We start from the raw sequence: 16,873 nt of genomic DNA on the forward strand, positions 1-16,873 counted from the left end.
CGCCCATGAGCGGACCCCCCGGTCATCCCTGGCCCGCGACGCCGCCCGCCGCCCCGGCCTCCGCTCCGGCTCCGGCCGGACCGCCCGCGCTCGGGCCGCCCGCGCCCGTCCCGGCGGGCGGCGGTGACGGCGAGCCCACCCGGCCCGGCGAGCTCACCCGGCCCGCCGGCGCCCACGCGCGCGCCGCCGGCGACCAGGCGAGGGACGCGCTCGGCGCGCTGCGCGCCGAGGTCGCCAAGGCGGTCGTGGGACAGGACGCCGTGGTCACCGGGCTGGTCATCGCCCTGCTCTGCAAGGGCCATGTGCTGCTGGAAGGCGTCCCCGGCGTCGCCAAGACGCTCCTGGTGCGCACGCTGTCGGCCACGCTGGCGCTGGACTTCAAGCGGGTGCAGTTCACCCCCGACCTGATGCCGGGCGACGTCACCGGCTCGCTGGTCTACGACGCCAAGACGGCGGAGTTCGCCTTCCGCGAGGGGCCGATCTTCACCAACCTGCTGCTCGCCGACGAGATCAACCGCACGCCGCCCAAGACCCAGGCCGCGCTGCTGGAGGCGATGGAGGAGCGGCAGGTCAGCGTCGACGGCTCGCCCATGCGGCTGCCCGACCCGTTCGTGGTGGTCGCCACGCAGAACCCCGTCGAGTACGAGGGCACCTACCAACTGCCCGAGGCGCAGCTCGACCGGTTCCTGCTCAAGCTCACCGTGCCGCTGCCGCCCCGCGACCAGGAGATCGCGGTGCTCGAACGGCACGCGCTCGGCTTCGACCCCAGGGACCTCACGCACGTCAAGCAGGTCGCCTCGGCGGCCGACCTGGCCGCCGGACGGGCCGAGGTCGCCAAGGTGCACGTCGCGCCCGAGGTGCTCGGCTACGTCGTGGACCTGGCCCGCGCGACACGGATGTCCCCGTCGCTCCAGCTCGGCGTGTCGCCGCGCGGCGCCACGGCCCTGCTGGCCGCCTCCCGCGCGTGGGCCTGGCTGTCCGGGCGTTCGTACGTCACCCCGGACGACGTCAAGGCGCTGGCCAAGCCGGCGCTGCGCCACCGCGTGCAACTCCGCCCGGAGGCCGAGCTGGAGGGGGCGACGCCCGACGGCCTGCTCGACGGCGTCCTGGCCTCGGTCCCGGTCCCCCGCTGATGGCGCTCACCGGCCGCGCGGGGCTGATCGCCGCGCTCGGCGCGGTCGTGGTGCTGTTCGCGCCGCGCCCAGGGTACGCCGTGCTCGGCCTGCTGCTGGTGCTCGGCGCCGTGGTCGCCGTGGACCTGCTGCTGGCCGGGAGCGTCCGCCCGCTGAGTTTCCACCGCGGTGGCGAGCGGCTGGTGCGGCTCGGCGAGTCGGTGACCGTCGAACTGGTCGTGGCCAACCCCGGCCGCCGCCGCGTGCGGGGCGCCCTGCGGGACGCCTGGCCGCCGTCGGCGGGGGCCGCGCCCCGTCACCTGCGCCTGGATGTCCCGGCCGGCGAGCGGCGGCGCCTGGTCACGACGCTGACGCCCGCGCGGCGCGGCGACCGCGAGGCCGTGACGGTCACCGTGCGCTCGCTCGGCCCCCTCGGCGTCGCCGCGCGGCAGGGGTCGCACCAGGTGCCGTGGTCGGTGCGCGTGCTGCCCCCCTTCCTCAGCCGCAAGCACCTGCCGGCGAAGCTGTCCAAGCTGCGCGCGCTGGAAGGGCAGCATCCCGCGCTGGTGCGCGGCCAGGGCACCGAGTTCGACTCGCTGCGCGAGTACGTCGTGGGCGACGACGTGCGCTCGATCGACTGGCGGGCCACGGCGCGCCGCTCGGACGTCGTCGTGCGCACCTGGCGTCCCGAACGCGACCGGCGGGTGCTGATCGTCCTGGACACCGGCCGCACCTCCGCCGGCCGCGTCGGCACCTCCCCTTTCCCCCAGCCGCCTCCCGGCGGCGCCCCGGCGTCACCGCCGAACAGGAACGGCGCCTCTCCGTTCCTGCGGCCGGACCGTGAGGGCTCCTCCGCGTACCCGCAGAGCGAGAGCGGCGCCCTGGTGACGCGGGGCGAGGCGGGATGGCCGCGCCTCGACTGGTCGATGGACGCGGCGCTGCTGCTGGCCGCGCTCGCCACCCGCGCCGGGGACCGCGTCGACTTCCTCGCCCACGACCGCGCCGTACGGGCGTGGATGTCCGGCGCGTCGCGCACCGACTCGCTGGCGGCCCTGGTCAACGTGATGGCCCCCATCGAGCCTGAGCTGGTGGAGGCCGACTCGGCGAGCATGGTGGCGGCCGTGCTGTCGCGCGCCAAGCGGCGCTGCCTGGTGGTCCTGCTCACCGACCTCAACCCCGCGGCCATGGACGAGGGCCTGCTGCCGGTGCTTCCGCAGCTCGCCTCGCGCCACCTGGTGCTGGTCGCGGCGGTCTCCGACCCGCGCGTCGCCGAGATGGCGTCCGGGCGCGGCACGGCCGAGCTGGTCTACGACGCGGCGGCGGCCGAGCACCTGCGTGGGCAGCGCGCCCGGCTCACCGCGCTGCTGCGCCGCCAGGGCTGCGAGGTGGTCGACGCCGTCCCCGACGACCTCGCCCCGGCCCTGGCCGACGCCTACCTCTCCCTCAAGGCCGCCGGCCGCCTCTGACAGCGGTCGCGGGGTGGAGCCGCGCGGGGGTGCCGGCCGGGGGACCAGAGGCTCCGGGACCGCCGGGGTGGCGAACCGCGCCCGGGGATCGCGCCGGGGTATCTCGTCGCCCGGGCACGGGCTCAGCCGCACACGTCGGTATAGGCGACCTCGCCGACCTGTCGCCGCCATTCCTGCGGCGCGGGTCCGCCCCCGGCCCGGGCGCAGACCTGCGACGCGATCCGGTCGCCCTCGAGGGGATACCTCCTGACCACCCCGTCGGGCGTGGCGCTGACGAGCGTGCGGCCGTCCTCGCCGAAGGCAAGCGACGCCTGCCCCTGGAAGCCCTCTCCGGTCAGACCGTCGAAGACGAGTCCCAGCGGCAGGCGGCTGGACACCTCCCACAACCTCACCCTGTCACCGGACCCGTACGTGGCGATCGTGCGGCCGTCGGGCGACCACACGGCGGTCGCGATCCCGCCTTCGCCCGCCTCCGGGAACGCCTGGCCCGTGGGTGCGCGGAAGTCCGCGTCCCAGACCGACAGCCGGGTCGTCTCCGCGCCGATGGCGACGCGACGGCCATCCGGGCTGAACGCATACGGCCCGGCCGCCAGGCTGCCCGTCCCGCCGGGCCGCGGGAGCCGGGTCCGCCTGGCCGGATCGACGAGTGAGAGCTCGGTGTCGACCCCGGCCACCAGCAGCCTTCCGTCCGGGCGGTAGGCCATGCGCGCGGATCCCGCCACCTGCGGCACGATAACGGCCCGCCCGCGGCCGAGGTCCCAGAGTTCGAGCGGCCCGGCGGGGCCGAGGTGGTCCGGCGCGACCGCGAGCGTGGCGCCGTCCGGGCTGAACGCCAGACCGGCGACGCCCTGGGCCTCGCGGTCCGCCACCGGGAAGGAGCTGGTCACCGACCCGTCGGAGGTGTCCACGATCACCACCCCGGCCCGCGCCGCCGCCGGGAGCGCGCCGCCCGGCCGGCGCTCTTCTCGGCCCCCCGTGCCGACGGGACCACGGGGAGCGACAGAACCTGTGGGAGGTGTGGGCGCGCTGGAGACCTCGGCCGTCTCGGGTGCGCCGGGCGCACCGAGGCGGACGAGCCCTCCGATGGCCAGCCTGCCGCCGTCCCGGCTGAAGGCGAGGGCGGGAAGCGTGTACGACGGGTTCTCCAGCGCGACGGGCCGGCCGATCGTCCGGCCGGCCCGGACGTCCCACAGCCGTACGGCCTCGCCGTCGTACAGGGCCAGCACCCGGCCTCCCGGCCCGAGCAGAGCCTTCCCACCCTCAGAGGACCCCGGCAGGACCGGCCGGTCGAGCAGGGGCGCCAGGTCCAGCGTGGTCACCGCGCCATAGGACGACAGCACCCGCAGAGCGTGGCCGGTCTCGTCGAACCACAGGTCCGCGATCTCCACGCCCAGCTCCCGCTGCACGACGATCTGGCCGTCCGCGAGCCTCAGGACGACCAGCTCGCGAGGCCCCCACAACGCCACGAAGCGGTCGCCGTACCCGAAGGCGATGTCGTCGCCCACCGGCCCGGCGCCGTCGGCCTTCAGCGGGGCGCCCGTGCGCGCCCGGCGCAGCAGGAGCTTCACGCCCCGCACCTCGGGGAGCGACTCGGTGACGGCCAGCGTCCGGCCGTCCTGGCCGAACTCGACGTCACGGACGTTCTTCTTCTCGGGCAGCCAGCCCGCCGGAACGCGGCGCCCTGTCTTCAGGTCCCACAATTCGGCCCGCCCCCGCCCGGTCGAATGGACGACCCCGAGGGTGCCGTCGGCGTTCACGGCGTCCACTCCCGCGCCGGAACCGGCGCGGACCTTCTCGTGCCGGGCGAGGTCCCACCACACCGCCGCCCCCGAACCGCCGCGGCCCTCCGGTACGGCGAGCAGTCGCCCGGTGGGATCGAAGCGCAGTTCGCCGAGGTCCCCCCGGGCGGCCCCACCGGCGAAACGGTTTCCGATCGCCGTGCCGGCGGCCAAGTCCCACAGGCGCACGCCGCCGTCGTCCTGGAGCGCCAGGACCTTCCCGTCGGGGCGCAGCGCCGCCTTCACCACCGACGTTCCGACGCCGGAGAACCGGCGGGCCGCCCGGCGGGCGCGCACGTCCCAGACCGTCACCTGACCGGCGCGGACGGCCACCAGCGTGCGCCCGCCGGGACCGCACGCGTACACCGTCCCGGCGGTGACGTCGGGGTCGGTGAAGGCGTCGGTCACGGGTTGGGACCGCGAGTCGTGCAGCGCGCCGAGCGACTGGGGAAGCGCCGGAGCGAGCCTGTAGGCCGCCACGCTCATGAGCATCGCCAGCCGCGGATCGCGTTGCCGCAGGTCGGCGGCGCGCACCGTGAGCGATCGGGCACTCGCCTCGTCCCGCTCGCGGTTGGCGACGCGGCGCAGGTACTCCGCGAGGCCGCCGCCCGCGAGCGCGAGGACGAGCAGAACGGCGAGCGCCGCCGCGAGCATGCCGCGGCGCCGGGAGGTGCGCCTGGCCAGGGTGGCGGCGGCCTCCAGGTACTCGCGTTCCAGCGGGATCAGCGTGACGTGCCGGCGTCCGGCCGCCGCCCAGCGGAGCGCCCGGTCCAGCCCCGACCCGTGCAGCAGGTCGCCGGGTTTGCGGCCGAGACGGTCCCACGCCCGGGCGGCCTCGGTGAGCCGCCGGTGGACGGGCAGGCCGTCGCGGTCCTCGGCCACCCACTCACGCAACCTCGGCCACGCCTGGATCAGCGCAGGGTGGGCCAGCGTGAACGCGGCGCCGGTCTCGACGACGAGCCCGGCGGCGCCGTACACGCCGAGCAGCGACGCGGCGGGGCCGTCGCCGGAGACGCCGGGCAGTTCCTCGCGCGGTACGTGCCTGATCGTCTCCTCGCCGTCCTCCGAGGCGCCCACCATCCGCAGGAACACCTCCGGCGCGACGGCGCGCTCTCCCTCGGAGAGCTCCTGGTAGAGCTCTTCGGCGAGCGTTCCGAGGTCCGGCTCGCCGGCGCGTGCGGCGTCCGGTGGCCGCACCCCGGCCGCGACCACCCCACCGTCCGCGAGCAGTGGGTCCCCGTCCGAGCCGTCCACCGCCCAGCCCCGGCCAGAGGCGGGCCGGCCGCCGTCCGCGCCACCCGCGTCCCCAGAGCCGGGGAGAACGCCGGTACCGGCGGTTCCGCCCTTGCCACCCGTACCTTCCGTGCCGCCCATGCCACCCGTGCCGGTCATGCCGCCCAGCAGGGTCAGCAGGAGAGCACGCGCCGAGGGCCGCGCCTCCGCCTCGCGCGCCAGCGCGCCCGCCACCACGCTCCTGAGCGGGTCCGTCAGGACGCCGACGTCGGGCCGCAGGTTTAGCACCTTGGTGACGACGGCGAACGGATCGCGCTCGGGGACGGCGTCGTGGCCGGTCGCGGCGAACAGGACGGTCAGCCCGAAGGCCCAGATGTCGGCGGCGGCCGAGGCCTCGCGTCCGGCGAAGAGCTCGGGGGCCATGTAGTTCGGCGTGCCCATGATCGGACCGGTGGTCGTCCCCGGGGCTCCTAGCTGCCGGGCCACCCCGAAGTCGATCACTCGGGGCCCATCGGGGCCGAGGATGATGTTGTCCGGTTTGAGGTCGCGGTGGACGATCCCGACCTGGTGGATGGCCGTGAGGGCGGTGGCGACGCCGATGGCCAGCCGCAGCAGCAGATCCCCCTCGTACGGCCCGGTGCGGCCGATCACCTGGCGCAGGTTCGGCCCGGCGACGTACTCGCTGACGATGAAGGGCTCCGGGACGTCGGTCCTGGCCTCGAGCACCCTGGCCGTGCAGAACGACGCCACCCGCTGTGCCGCCACCGCCTCCTTGGCCAGCCGGGCGCGCGAGGCGGGGTCGTCCAGCCGGGGCACCTTGACCGCGACGCGCTCCCCCTGCTCGCCGTAGGCCTCGTAGACGACCCCCTGGCCGCCCGCGCCGAGCCGTCCCGCCAGCCAGTAGCCGCCCAGCCGCTGCGGATCGGAGGGGGTGAGCGGCGACAGGGCCATCGGGTCCTCCCGTGGTATATGAAGGCTTGCGGTTACCGGACGTCTGACGCACCTCACCGGAGATTGTCATGGAATTTCGGATCATGGGGTCGTTACAGGTACAGGACGGCGCGCGGGACCGTACCCCGACGGCCCCCAAGCACCGGGACCTCCTGGCGGTCTTCGTCCTGAACGCGCGGCGCCCCATGACGCTCGCCCGGCTGCGGGGCCTGCTGTGGCCGCGGGAGGACGGCGACCGGTCCGACTCCCTGCTCCGGGGCTACATCGGCCGGCTCCGGCAGTCGCTCGGCAAGGATGTGATCACGACGACGTCCGGCACGTACACGCTGGCGATCGAGGAGGACCGCCTCGACGTCCACCGTTTCCGGCGGCTCGTGGAGCGAGGGCTGCGCGCCGCGCGGGAGGGCCAGGACGACCAGGCCCGATCCCACCTGCGCGAGGCGCTCGACCTGTGGCGGGGTCCCGTCCTGGAGGACGTCGACCCCGACGGGCACCGATGGGTGGAGACCACCGCCCTCCGCGAGGAGCTGGAAGAGCTCCGCCTGCTCGCCGTCGAGCGGAGCGTCGACCTCGACCTCAAGGCCGGGCACCACCGCGAACTCGTCCCCGACCTGCGGCAGCTCACCAGATGGCATCCGATGTGGCAGCGCTTCCACGGCCAGTACATGCTCGCGCTCTACCGCAGCGGCCGCCGGGTGGAGGCGCTGGAGGCCTACACCCGGCTGCGTGAGGCGCTCGACGAGGGGCACGCCCTCGAACCCGACCCCGCGCTGCAGCTCCTGTACCACCGGATGCTCCACGACGACGTCTCGCTGCACGTCTCCGCCGGGCCGCCCGTGCTGCTGCCCTACGACGCCGCCCACTTCACCGGCAGGCAGGACCTGCTGGAACGGCTCGACCGGCTGACCGCCGAGCCGGCCGCGCCGGCCACGGTCGTCGTCCACGGCCAGGCGGGCGCGGGCAAGTCGGCGCTCGCCGTGCACGCCGCCTGGCGCGGGCGCGACCGCTTCGCCGACGGCGTCTTCTACGCCGACCTTCGCGGCGACCACGGCCGGCCGGTCGACCCCGGCGCGGTCCTTTCGGACTTCCTGCGCTGGCTCGGCTGCCCGGCGCAGGCCGTGCCCGCCACGCTGGAGCACCGCGCGCGGCTGTTCCGCGCCTACACCGCCGACCGGCGACTCCTGCTGCTGCTCGACAACGCCGCCGACGAGGGCCAGGTACGGCCGCTGCTGACCTCCTGCCCGGCGTTCGTCACCAGCCGGTCCGCGCTCGGCGGCCTCACCGACGCCGTGCGGCTCCCGGTGGACGTCCTCGGCGACGACGACGCGCTGGAGGTGCTGGAGGTGCTGATCGGCCCCGAGCGCGCGTCCGCCGAACGCCCCGCCATGGTGAGGCTCGGCCGCATCTGCGGCGGCCTGCCCATCGCCCTGCGCATCGCCGGAGCCCGGCTCGCCGCGCGGCCGGCGTGGACGGTGGAGCACCTCGTCGGGCTCCTCGACGACGAGCACCTACGGCTCGACCTGCTGCACTCGGGTGACCAGACCGTTCGGAGCGTGTACTCGATCGGCTACGAAGGGCTGCCCGACAAGGCCCGGCGCATGCTGCGGATGCTCGGGGCGATCTCCGCGCCCGACTTCGCCGACTGGGTCGCCGCGCACTTCGGTGACGAGGCCGAGACCCTGGTCGACGCGGGCCTGCTGGAGACCCACACGATCGACGTGGCCGGGCAGGTCCGCTACCGGATGCACGACCTGACCCGGCTGTACGCGCGCGAGCAGTTGGTCGCCCAGAGCGGCGAGAACGCCGTCCGCGACACGCTCATCGGGCTGCTCAGCGTCGTCATGACCAGAGTCCAGGCATCCCGGTTCCCCCTCCTGTCCACCGGCCCGGCCGACCACCCCCTCCCGGCCACACCCCTCGAGGGCCTGTCAGGCGCCCCTCTCCCCGGCCGGGCGGGCCATCCCCTCCCGGCCCGCCCGGGTTCGCGCTCGCAGACCTTCGTCACCACCGACATCCGCACGTCGGTGACCTGGCTGCTCGCCGAGCGCGACTTCCTCACCGGCCTCGTGGAGGACCTTCACAAGGCCGGGCTGTGGGACGGCACCCGGCGGCTCGCCCACCTGCTCGTGCCGTTCCTCGAACGCCACCGGTTCCTCGACGCCTGGCGCCACATCGGCGAGCTCGCCCTGGACGCGGCACGCCAGGCCGGCGACCCCCGCGCCGAGGCGCTGGCGCTGCGGGACCTCGGCGACCTGCACCGGGCCGAGCACCGATGGGACCTCGCCCACGAGCGGCTCCGGCTCGCGCTCAGCATGTTCCTGCGCGCGGGCGCCGCCAAGGACATCGCGCACACCAGGCGCCGGCTCGGCCAGGTCCTGCTGGAGCTGGGCAGGCCCGCGGACGCGGAGCGCAACCTCACCGCCTGCCTCGCCACCTTCGACGGCCACCCCTCCGACGGCGACAACGGCAGAGGGGCGGCGGAGGCGCACCGCGCGCTGGGCATCGTGCTGCACCGCACCGGCCGGTTGGACGAGGCGGCGGCACACCTCTCCAGGGCGGTGTCCCTGCTGTCCGGCCCGCGCGACCGGCACGGCCAGGCCGACGCACTGCTCGACCTGGCCTCGGTGCGGATGTCGCAGGAGCTGGTCCCCGACGCCAGGTCTCTGGGCGAACAGGCACGGGGCATCGCCGTCCGGCTCGGCGACCGGCTCCTCGACGCCGCCGCGCTGACCACCCTCGCCGAGGTCAATCTGGCCGAGGGCGCCGTGGACCGGGCCGGAGAACTGGCCGGCGAGGCGCTGGAGATCTTCCAGAGCGTCGCGGACGACCGCGGCCGATCCAGAGCCCTGGACATCCTCCGCCGAACGGGTGACCCTCACCACTGACCCATCCACGCCTTCATCAACGGCGGCGCTCACCCAACCTTCGCCGGGTGCCGGGCACGTAGGCGGGCGCGGCGGCCAGGGGCGTCAGCGGGCACGGCGGCCGCTGGAGTGAGCGAGAGCAGCGGCGTCAGCCGGCCCGGCGGCCATGGTGCGGTGAGCGGGCACGGCTGCCGTGCTGGGGTGAGCGAGTGCCGGGCACGTAGGCGGGCGGCGGCCATGGTGGCGTCAGCGGGCCCGGCGGCCATGGTGGGGTGAGCGGAAGCTCAACATTTCCTCAACACGGGCCGACCTACCTTCCTCTCACACCGGCACGAGAGAGGAACCCGACATGATCACCATCCCCACCCGTCTGCGCACCGGTATCGCCGCCCTCGCCCTCCTGTGCGCCGGCTCGGCGATGACGCTGGCCGTCGCCCCGGCCGCCGACGCGGCCGCCGGCCCCGGGACCACCACGATCACGCTCGCCGCCGCGCCCGCGCTCACCGGCATTGCCAACAACACCAGCACGGCCGTGGCGTCGGAGGCCGGCCCGGCCGCGGCGACGAGCAGGGCCACCGCGGCCGCGCCCGCGAGCGTTCTGAAGAGCGTCCGGCGCAACTGCGGCTGGGTCACCTGCTCCTGGTACATGTCCAAGAAGGTCACAAGGAACCTCAAGGACATGATGGGAGCGGGCACCACGTTCACGACCGGAGCCGCCTACATGATCTGCAGCAAGATCTCCCACCCCATGGGGATCGCGGTCTGCGCGGCGGCCATCCTCACCAAGGGCGCCTCGGCCGCGTACCACATCACTGCCGCCGCCAACCGGGGCGGATGCGTCGTCACCCGCGTCAACGCGGCGTACCTGGTCTCCGGCATCCCCCCGCTCACCTTCGCCAAGGGCGTCACCTTCGACGACGTGCCGCTGAGCAACAAGTACTGCGACGCCCGCTGACGTCGAGCCGCCGGCGGGGGCCGGCAGCGGGTACTCAGAAGGTAGGGCGGGTGGCCACGGCCACCCGCCCTACCGCCGTTCCGGCACCGACCATCAACAGCCGTGCACGTTCAGAAGGCGAAGCCGACGCCGTCCCCGACAACCTCACCCTGGCTGCCCCTCCCCCAAAGCCGCCGGCCACCGCTGACGCCTTCCTCAGAGGAAGGACCCGGTCAGAAGGCGAAGCCGCCGGGGCGGTCGTTGCGGTCGGCGAGCAGGCCGGCCAGCGTGGAGATCGCGATCTCCGGCGGCGTCTTCGAGCCGATGTTGAGGCCGATGGGCCGGTGCACGCGGGCGATCTCCCCGGGCGGTACGCCGAGCGCGGCCAGCGCCGCCACGTGCGGCGCGGTGTGGCGGGGGCTGCCCATCACGCCGATCCACCGGCAGGGGAAGGCGAGCAGTTCGTGCAGCACCGCGCCCAGCTCGGGACGGTCGTGGTCGGTGAGCACCACGTCGGCGGTCCCGTCGAGCCAGGCGGGCACCTTGGTCACCACCTCGGCGCCGGGAATGCCGTCGGCCGCGACGCGCTCGGCGCGCTCGGGGTCGGGCTCCAGCAGGACGCCCCTGAACCCGATGTCGGCCCCGTACCGGAGCAGGTGCCCGGCGACCGGCGAGGCGAACACGGCGACCAGGACTCGCTCGCCCGCCCGCGACGCCTCCCACGGCGCGGGAGCGGACCCGTGCGCCATGGCGCACGCCGCGTCCTCACCGTGACCGTGGCCATGGACGTGGTCATGGATGTGGTCATGAACGTGGTCACCATGGTCGGGATGCCGACCGTGAGCCGTATGGTCGTGACCGTTGCCGGTTTGATCGTCGTCGTGATCGTGGGAGTCGGCCATGACCGCAGTCTCGCACGGTGACTTCGACACCGGTCTTCCAGGAGACGACGGCCGGGCCCTCATCGATGAAGCGCCGTCCGGATCATGACCCCGGCAGGCCGGCCACCCACGGCCGTTGGAACGACCAGCCCCTTTTCCGGACCTGCCCAGTCGCGACCGGCACGGCGAGGTCAAAACCGGCATGCGGCGTCGCACCTGCGGTGTGCGCAGGTGCGACACGGGTGGGAACGCCTCAGTGCGCCTCAGTGGAGCGGTCTTCCTGGACCGTCCGAGCGTTCTGGTCCGGCACCTGAGCATCACGCTCGTGAAGGTGGGCCGCCGGAGTGCGGTCGATCCGCAGGCTGAGCAGTTCCGGGCGGCTGTAGTGACCGCGCGCGTCCATCAGACGCTTACGCTGATCGATCAGTGCGAAGTCCAGGTCGGCGATGACCTCCCCCTCGCCTGATGTGAGGGGCTCTCCGATGATGCGTCCCTCGGGATCGACGATCGCGGTGAAGAAGCCCCCGGAAAGCGCGGGACCGCCGGTGGCCTCGGCGATTCGTCCCACCTGGTCCTTGTCGAGCCAGGCGGTTGCACATACCACGAAACAGCCCGCTTCCAGGGCATGCTGGCGGATGTTCACCTCGATCTGTTCCGCGAACAGCGGGCCACCGAAGGAACCGGGATACATCGCGGCGTGGATCTGCTCGCCGTCGGCGATCAGAGCGTAACGCGCGAGCGGCTGGTAGTGCTCCCAGCAGGCGAGCTGGCCGACCCGTCCGACGGCTGCGTCCACCGCGCGCAGGCCGGAAGCATCACCCTGACCCCAGACCAGCCGTTCATGGTAGGTCGGCGTGATCTTCCGGCGGCGCTGGATCAGCGTGCCATCCGCGTCGAACAGCAGTTGCGTGTTGTAGATGGTCCCGCCGTCGCGCTCGTTGACGCCGATCGAGACGACCATGTGGTTCTCCCTCGCCGCCCGGGCGATCGCGTCGGTCTCGGCGGACGGCACGGTCACCGACTCCTCGAGCAGGCGCAGGGACTCCTTGGCCATGGCGTAGGGCGATTGCACAAAGGAGAAGTAGGGATAGTAGGGAATGACGGTCTCAGGGAAGACCGCGTACTGGACACCCTTCTCTCCCAGTTCGCGGATCTTCTGGACGACCTTCTCAACGGTGCCCGCCCGGCTGTAGAGCACGGGGCTGATCTGGACTGCGGCGGCTTTGACGATGGTCATTGAGATTCCTTGCGATATGCGGGACGTGTCGCAACGGACGTGCCCGCGCCTGTCCATGCGGACAGGGCCCGGCATGGTGCCGGGGGTCGGTCGATGGTGTTGGGGTGGCGCCGCCGGCGGAGGCGACCGCGACCGACGCCTCTTCCGCGGCGACGAACAGATTCGTTCCCTGCTCATCCGGTCTTTACGTGGCCCCCTTGACGGCGAGGACAGGCTGAGATGGGTCCCACGTCCGGGCCTGACGGCGATCATGACCCGAACGGTTGGATTTCGAGACCGCGGCGCGACCCTACTCGTGGACGGTTTGGATAGCAAACCGTGGCTTGATACTCTTAAGCATGGTTGAGTCCCCGGTGATCCCTGGAAGACCGTGTTCGATAGCGGCCACGCTTCACGTGGCCGGCGACCGTTGGTCGTTGCTGGCCATGCGTGAGATCCTTTTCGGCAATCGGCGGTTCAGTCAGATCGCCCGCAACACCGGGGCACCACGCGATCGACTGGCCGTCCGGCTCAAGTCCTTGGTCGCCGAGGGCATCCTTGAGAAGCGCGAATATCAGGCCACCCGGTTCGAGTATCACTTCACCGATGCGGGCAAAGACCTTCTCACTGTGCTCATCAGCCTCATGACCTGGGGCGACCGCTGGGTGGCCGATGATCCGCCCATGATCCTGGAGCACCACGGACACCGGATTCAGCCGGCCATGGTGTGCCGCACCTGTGGGCAGGGGGTCGGCGGAAACGACCTGCACCTGGTGTCCCACGCACCCGGCTGGACGATGAGCGGCCCCGACACTCACAAGGACACCCTCCAGCCGTCCTGACACGCCCCTTCGGCGGGTGTGCGAGTCGGAGGAGAAGGAGCGGTGTGAAGAGGCTGGTCGTGCGGGCCTGGCGGGCGCTTCGGCCTGTCCAGTGGCGGGTGATGTGGTTCACCCACGCGAAGTTCATGGTCGGCGTCACCGGGGTCGTGCGCGACGCCGAGGGCAGGGTGCTCCTGGTGCGGCACCGGTTCTGGCCGGAGGGCCGCCAGTGGGGCCTGCCGGGCGGCTATGCCAGGAAGTCCGAGACCTTCGAGGACACCCTGGTCCGCGAGGTCCGCGAGGAGACCGGACTGGACATCCGGGTGCGGCGCCTCATGCTGCTCAAGAGCGGCTACCGGCTGCGGGCGGAGGTCGCTTTCGAGGCCGACCTCACGGGCGGCTCGATCAGCCTCGACTCCTTCGAGATCATCGAAGCCGGCTGGTTCACCCCCGGCGACCTGCCCCCCGGCCTCCAGGAACCCCACCGCCTCCTCATCAACGGCACTCCACCCCCGAACGTCTGACCTCTCCGACCGTCGTCAGCACCCCATCTGAGGCGTGTCCCCGCACACCGGCCCCGAACACCGCGCCGCCGCCCTACGGCGTCGAACACAACGCCTGACGGTGTGCCCCACGGCACCGGAATCGCTCCCACCTCTCGACCACCCGAACACCCCTCAAGAACGACCAGAACCGGCCGACCCGCTCCCCGATGGGCCACGCCACCACCGCCGCCGAACGACAACGGTGTGCTCGTTCGGCGCCGGGTCGGCGGGATGGTGGTCGGCGAACACGGCGCCGCCGTACGGCGCGCGAGCGGTTTCCCGTCCAGCGCTAGAGGGCCTTGAGGAACTTGGCGGCGATGGGGGCGGCCGTGGCGCCGCCGCTGCCGCCGTTCTGGACGAACACCGCGAAGGCCAGCGAATCGCGATAGCCGATGAACCACGCGTGCGGGGACGCGCCCTGGACCTCGGCGGTGCCGGTCTTGCCGAAGGTCCCGGCGGGCAGCCCAGCCCGCGCGGCGGTGCCCTGCGTGACGACGGCGCTCATCATGGTGCGGAGCCCAGCGGCGATGCTCGGGTCCAGCGGCACCGGGGCCGGTGACCCGGCGGGCGGGGAGTCGGTCATGACGGCGGGCTTCCACGTGCCGCTCGCGACGGCGGCGGCGACCTCGGCCATGCAGAGGGGGCTGCCCTGCACCGAGTTCTGCCCGATGGCGTCGGCGCCCAGGTCGTCCAACGCCGTGTACGGCCGGATGCGGCAGGTGCTCAGCCCCGGCTTCTCGCGGAAGCCGAACCGGTCGGCGGCCTCGGCCCGCAGGCGGTCGTCGCGCAGCCGCTCGTACGCCTGCCGGACGAACGTCGTGTTGCACGAGAACGCGAACGCCATGGTCAGCGTCACGGTGCCGCGGTCGGCGCCGCCGTCGTTGTGGAAGCTGCGGGCGTTCGGGATGGTGTAGGTGCCCGGGCACGCCACCTGCGCGTCCGGCGCGAGTCCCGAACGGAGCAGCGCCGCGGCGGTCACCACCTTGAACGACGACCCCGGCGGGTACAGGCCGTTGAACGCCCGTTTCCCACCGAGTGTGTCGGCCACGGCCCGCACCTGCCCGCTCCGCGCGTCCAGCGCGACGATCGCCGCCGGCCGGCCGACGCCGTCCAGGGCCCGCGCCGCGGCCTTCTGCGCCGGCTCGGAGATGGTCGTCCGCGTCGCCTGCGACGCCGCGTCCGGGGTGGCCAGCAGCACCTTCCCGGACGGGACCTCCTCGATGGCCAGGCGGACCGTGGTGGCACTCAGCCCGGGGAAGTAGTCCCCCGCCCTGCTGTCCGCGGGGAACGGCTTGCCCTCACGGGTGAGCGCGGCCGGCCGGGCCACCTTGGTCTCCTTCAGCCGCAGCGCGCCGCCGTCCTTGAGCGAGGGGTGCAGCGTCTCGGGACCCCAGACCACCTTCCACGCCCCGTCGCGCCGCGCCAGGCGAAGCACCGAGGCGAAGTCCCACCGGCCGAGGCCGGTCACCTGGCGGGTCCCCTGGAACGGCACCTCCGCGGCGTCGGCGCCCTGGAGGCGCGGCGTGCCCGGGGTCAGGGCGAGCGAGGCGATGTGGAGCTCGGCGCTGAACCGCCGGTGCCGGTCGGCGAAGTCCGCCGGAGGATCGGCCACCAGCCCGGCCATGGCGGCGAAGTCCCCGGCCTGCCAGACGGCGAGATACCGGGCCGCCACCACGTCCGGGCCCTCCTGCGAGACGGGGGGCGCCGGGGCGGACGAAGCAGGGACGACCGGCGGGTCGGACGGCGCGGCCGACACCAGAGGGTCGGGCACCTCAGGGACCGACGTGGCGGAATTCTCAGGCGCGGGCTCAGATGTGGAGGGCGTCAGCCCGGCGCTGTGCGTGGGCAGCGGGGACCGTCGCCCGCTGTTCCGCGACGCCTCCAGCGAGTCGGGGGTGGTGAGCATCGCGACCACGCCGAAGACGACGATCAGCACCACCGCCCCGACCATGACCAGCGGCCACCGAGTACGCATGCCCCTCCACCACCGGCATCCTAGGGCCTGAGAACGGGAAAACGATCACAAAAACCATATCTCGCCCAACCGACAATTCCGCCCCCATCACCCCAGGTCAGGCCCCTAACCCCCATTACCTCCCGACCATCCCACTCGAGCCCCGCGCAGTGGGGGCCGGCGACTCGGTCGCGACCACCTGCGGCGGGGTGGTCCCGATGCGCGAGTGCCGCGACGCGTCCCAACTCGCCGCCTTCATCGAGGACTCGCCCAGACCAGCGCGCCCGCCACGCACTCCGGCGGGCGAGTACGGCTCCATGTACGGCTGCGGCCTGACGTACGGGCCGCGGCCTGAAAGGAATGGTCGCGGGCGCCGCGACCATGACTTCCAGAATCGCCAGGTCAGACGGAGAGGGCCGCCGCCGCTTCCCGGTAGATGACATCCGGGTCCTGCGACAGCCACGCCTTCACCTGGCGGCTCCAGTCGTCGGCGAGCACCTCGGGCCGGTCCCCTTCGATGCCGTCCAGGGCCGCCGCGACGATCACCTCGGGGGCGCTCTTGTCGCCCTCGTACCAAGCCATCATGTCGGTGTCCGCGGCGCCCAGGTGCAGGGCCGTCACCAGGGTGCGCTGGCCTGCCAGCTCCAGACGGACGTTGTTGGTGAGCGCCCACTCGGCCGCCTTGGCCGCGTGGTAGGCGCCCGCACCGTCGACGGCGAGCCACGAGATCGCGGACAGCACGTTGAGGATCGCGCCGTCGGCCAACTGGGGCGCGAAGGCGCGGATCACGTTGAGGGCGCCGTAGAAGTGCGTGTCCATCTCGCGGCGGATCAGGTCCAGGTCCCCGGTCACCAGGTTCGCCCCGGTCGAGATTCCCGCGTTGTTGATGACGATCTTGACATCAGGTGCCGCCGCCGCCGCGGCGGCGATCGACGCCGGATCGGTGACGTCGAGGCGCAGCGGGACGACCCCTGGCACGTCGATGAGCTCCGGGCGGCGGGCGGTCGCGTACACCTTGCCGGCGCCGCGGTCGAGAAGGGAAAGGGCGAACTGCCGGCCCAGGCCGCGGTTGGCGCCGGTGACCAGCACGTGTGCTCCGTTCATCTGCATGTCGGATA

At 73.3% G+C, this 16,873-nt stretch carries 12 protein-coding genes; 7 read left to right on the forward strand and 5 right to left on the reverse strand.

Going from position 1 to position 16,873, the window contains the following annotated elements:
* Positions 1–5 precede the first annotated feature (5 nt).
* A complete protein-coding gene (locus ABZT47_RS06600; protein ID WP_354836944.1) occupies positions 6–1,133 on the forward strand; it encodes a MoxR family ATPase in 1,128 nt (375 codons plus the stop codon).
* A complete protein-coding gene (locus tag ABZT47_RS06605) occupies positions 1,133–2,578 on the forward strand; it encodes a DUF58 domain-containing protein (RefSeq protein ID WP_354836946.1) in 1,446 nt (481 codons plus the stop codon). The genes ABZT47_RS06600 and ABZT47_RS06605 overlap by 1 nt, the downstream gene beginning before the upstream one ends.
* A gap of 122 nt (positions 2,579–2,700) precedes the next feature.
* Here the strand turns inward: ABZT47_RS06605 and ABZT47_RS06610 are convergent, their stop codons facing one another.
* The gene (locus ABZT47_RS06610; RefSeq protein WP_354836949.1) at positions 2,701–6,540 is read right to left on the reverse strand and encodes a WD40 repeat domain-containing serine/threonine-protein kinase; all 3,840 of its coding nucleotides are present in this window, start codon (positions 6,538–6,540) and stop codon (positions 2,701–2,703) included.
* Positions 6,541–6,608: 68 nt separating this feature from the next.
* Here ABZT47_RS06610 and ABZT47_RS06615 point away from each other — a divergent pair, with 68 nt between their 5' ends.
* Positions 6,609–9,425, forward strand: coding sequence for a BTAD domain-containing putative transcriptional regulator (locus ABZT47_RS06615; RefSeq protein WP_354836951.1), 2,817 nt, complete (start codon positions 6,609–6,611; stop codon positions 9,423–9,425).
* A 328-nt stretch (positions 9,426–9,753) separates the two neighbouring features.
* Positions 9,754–10,359, forward strand: coding sequence for a hypothetical protein (locus ABZT47_RS06620; RefSeq protein WP_354836953.1), 606 nt, complete (start codon positions 9,754–9,756; stop codon positions 10,357–10,359).
* Positions 10,360–10,571: 212 nt separating this feature from the next.
* Here the strand turns inward: ABZT47_RS06620 and ABZT47_RS06625 are convergent, their stop codons facing one another.
* Positions 10,572–11,087, reverse strand: coding sequence for an XdhC family protein (locus ABZT47_RS06625; protein WP_354836955.1), 516 nt, complete (start codon positions 11,085–11,087; stop codon positions 10,572–10,574).
* On the opposite strand from ABZT47_RS06625, the gene ABZT47_RS06630 reads away from it, so the two are divergent.
* Positions 11,079–11,261, forward strand: coding sequence for a hypothetical protein (locus ABZT47_RS06630; RefSeq protein WP_354836957.1), 183 nt, complete (start codon positions 11,079–11,081; stop codon positions 11,259–11,261). The genes ABZT47_RS06625 and ABZT47_RS06630 overlap by 9 nt on opposite strands.
* A gap of 211 nt (positions 11,262–11,472) precedes the next feature.
* Here ABZT47_RS06630 and ABZT47_RS06635 read toward each other — a convergent pair whose 3' ends face one another.
* Positions 11,473–12,456 carry a nitrilase-related carbon-nitrogen hydrolase gene (locus ABZT47_RS06635; RefSeq protein ID WP_354836958.1) on the reverse strand — a complete coding sequence of 328 codons (984 nt, stop codon included), beginning with the start codon at positions 12,454–12,456 and terminating at the stop codon, positions 11,473–11,475.
* 338 nt (positions 12,457–12,794) lie between these two features.
* Here ABZT47_RS06635 and ABZT47_RS06640 point away from each other — a divergent pair, with 338 nt between their 5' ends.
* Together ABZT47_RS06640 and ABZT47_RS06645 are read left to right on the forward strand one after the other, a co-directional pair.
* Positions 12,795–13,277 carry a helix-turn-helix domain-containing protein gene (locus ABZT47_RS06640; RefSeq protein WP_354837599.1) on the forward strand — a complete coding sequence of 161 codons (483 nt, stop codon included), beginning with the start codon at positions 12,795–12,797 and terminating at the stop codon, positions 13,275–13,277.
* A gap of 44 nt (positions 13,278–13,321) precedes the next feature.
* The gene (locus ABZT47_RS06645) at positions 13,322–13,780 is read left to right on the forward strand and encodes an NUDIX domain-containing protein (protein ID WP_354836960.1); all 459 of its coding nucleotides are present in this window, start codon (positions 13,322–13,324) and stop codon (positions 13,778–13,780) included.
* Between the two features lie 310 nt (positions 13,781–14,090).
* On the opposite strand, the gene ABZT47_RS06650 is transcribed toward ABZT47_RS06645, so the two are convergent.
* Both ABZT47_RS06650 and ABZT47_RS06655 read right to left on the reverse strand, forming a co-directional pair.
* A complete protein-coding gene (locus tag ABZT47_RS06650; RefSeq protein WP_354836962.1) occupies positions 14,091–15,776 on the reverse strand; it encodes a penicillin-binding transpeptidase domain-containing protein in 1,686 nt (561 codons plus the stop codon).
* Between the two features lie 381 nt (positions 15,777–16,157).
* The gene (locus ABZT47_RS06655; protein ID WP_354836964.1) at positions 16,158–16,865 is read right to left on the reverse strand and encodes an SDR family oxidoreductase; all 708 of its coding nucleotides are present in this window, start codon (positions 16,863–16,865) and stop codon (positions 16,158–16,160) included.
* Between the last annotated feature and the right edge of the window lie 8 nt (positions 16,866–16,873).

The organism is Sphaerisporangium sp. NPDC005289, from assembly GCF_040607455.1.
In the GTDB taxonomy this organism is placed as follows: Bacteria; Actinomycetota; Actinomycetes; order Streptosporangiales; family Streptosporangiaceae; genus Sphaerisporangium; species Sphaerisporangium rhizosphaerae.

Coding starts and splice junctions, on each gene's coding strand:
- ABZT47_RS06600 (WP_354836944.1), top strand. CDS start 6: ATGAGCGGACCCCCCGGTCATCCCTGGCCCGCGACGCCGCCCGCCGCC.
- ABZT47_RS06605 (WP_354836946.1), top strand. CDS start 1,133: ATGGCGCTCACCGGCCGCGCGGGGCTGATCGCCGCGCTCGGCGCGGTC.
- ABZT47_RS06610 (WP_354836949.1), bottom strand. CDS start 6,540: ATGGCCCTGTCGCCGCTCACCCCCTCCGATCCGCAGCGGCTGGGCGGC.
- ABZT47_RS06615 (WP_354836951.1), top strand. CDS start 6,609: ATGGAATTTCGGATCATGGGGTCGTTACAGGTACAGGACGGCGCGCGG.
- ABZT47_RS06620 (WP_354836953.1), top strand. CDS start 9,754: ATGATCACCATCCCCACCCGTCTGCGCACCGGTATCGCCGCCCTCGCC.
- ABZT47_RS06625 (WP_354836955.1), bottom strand. CDS start 11,087: ATGGCGCACGGGTCCGCTCCCGCGCCGTGGGAGGCGTCGCGGGCGGGC.
- ABZT47_RS06635 (WP_354836958.1), bottom strand. CDS start 12,456: ATGACCATCGTCAAAGCCGCCGCAGTCCAGATCAGCCCCGTGCTCTAC.
- ABZT47_RS06640 (WP_354837599.1), top strand. CDS start 12,795: ATGGTTGAGTCCCCGGTGATCCCTGGAAGACCGTGTTCGATAGCGGCC.
- ABZT47_RS06650 (WP_354836962.1), bottom strand. CDS start 15,776: ATGCGTACTCGGTGGCCGCTGGTCATGGTCGGGGCGGTGGTGCTGATC.
- ABZT47_RS06655 (WP_354836964.1), bottom strand. CDS start 16,865: ATGCAGATGAACGGAGCACACGTGCTGGTCACCGGCGCCAACCGCGGC.